Source organism: Bradyrhizobium huanghuaihaiense, from assembly GCF_007830635.1.
In the GTDB taxonomy this organism is placed as follows: Bacteria; Pseudomonadota; Alphaproteobacteria; order Rhizobiales; family Xanthobacteraceae; genus Bradyrhizobium; species Bradyrhizobium huanghuaihaiense.
On record NZ_VLLA01000101.1, the window covers coordinates 1 to 1,037 of the forward strand.

Consider the following 1,037-nt stretch of genomic DNA (forward strand, 5'->3'; position numbering starts at 1 on the left):
GGTCCAAGCATTGTCGATCCAGCAGCCTCAGCAAGGTTTGAAAGCTGACTAGGTGACATCGGTGCAGCCGTTGAGCGATCGACGGAGCAATTGCGGACGAACGGGAAATCGAAGTCCGGACACGGGTGAATTATGGAATGACACCCGGGCACTTCTTTGCCGGTGCTGCTGCAGAGAATCAAGCGCGCGATGTGGTCGGACATCGCCGACCTGCGTCTGGCAGCCCGACCAACCTTATGGGGTGTTGAAGAAGCGCGCGGCCTCTTAAAGGCCGCATTCTCTGTGGTAGGGCAGTATCTGAAAGCGCGTATGGCCGCGCAACCTGAGGCGAGAGGAGGATTCCGATGTTCGAGGCTAAAGACTATCGCGTGTGCTGCCATCACTTTGTCACCCCGACCGACCGCGCCGTCTACCCGGCGCAAGAGCCCTTACTAACCTACTCTGAGGCCCTCCGGCAGGTGCAGACCGAGCAGGCCAAGGGCTACATGGTGGCCTGGGTCATCGATCGCACCGGAGCAGGCGCCACCAATGAGATTGGTGGTTCGAACGCATCGGTTCGACGTTGATCGTAAGCGCAGCTCTGGCCCTTGGATTGGCGCTTGACGTCTGTTTTGATTACGGTGTGAGCCGGCACGGCTTCCACTTTTCCGACAACGTTGACGCTGGCCTCAAGCGCCTGCCTGTCGTCGAACCACTTTTTAGAGCTTGATCACATGATCGCAGCCGCGCCGAAGATCGAAGAGGCTGCAATGCCGTTTCCACGCCGAGTCACAAGCAGAAGAAACTCAACCAGGACTCGCGCTGGTCAGCGTCATCAGAAACTGTGCACGCTCGACAGGACGATCGAGCCAGTGCGTCGAGGTCTATTCCTGCATAGGAGGACGCGGCGAGGCGGCGGGAAAGTTGGAAGGTTGGGATCCAGCAAGGTCCCGATTCGCGCGCTGTACCTCGGCGGTCCCAAACACGAGGACGCAGAGAGGTCTGTTTTGGGCGCGGGATTTTGGCTGGGACACGAGCCCGTCAGAGCGTTGCCGCCG

At 59.5% G+C, this 1,037-nt stretch carries 2 protein-coding genes; one reads left to right on the forward strand and one right to left on the reverse strand.

Annotated elements, in window-relative coordinates:
- On the reverse strand, window positions 1-203 hold a 203-nt coding region (locus IQ16_RS46420; protein ID WP_208751676.1), incomplete at its 3' end, for a hypothetical protein.
- Window positions 204-344: 141 nt separating this feature from the next.
- Between IQ16_RS46420 and IQ16_RS44980 the strand changes: the two genes are divergently transcribed.
- Window positions 345-566: a hypothetical protein gene (locus tag IQ16_RS44980; protein ID WP_014497999.1), complete on the forward strand. Its 222-nt coding sequence runs from the start codon at window positions 345-347 to the stop codon at window positions 564-566.
- Window positions 567-1,037: the final 471 nt, after the last annotated feature.

Excerpts from the sequence above, each read along its gene's own strand:
- IQ16_RS44980 (WP_014497999.1), top strand. The coding sequence starts at position 345 with ATGTTCGAGGCTAAAGACTATCGCGTGTGCTGCCATCACTTTGTCACC.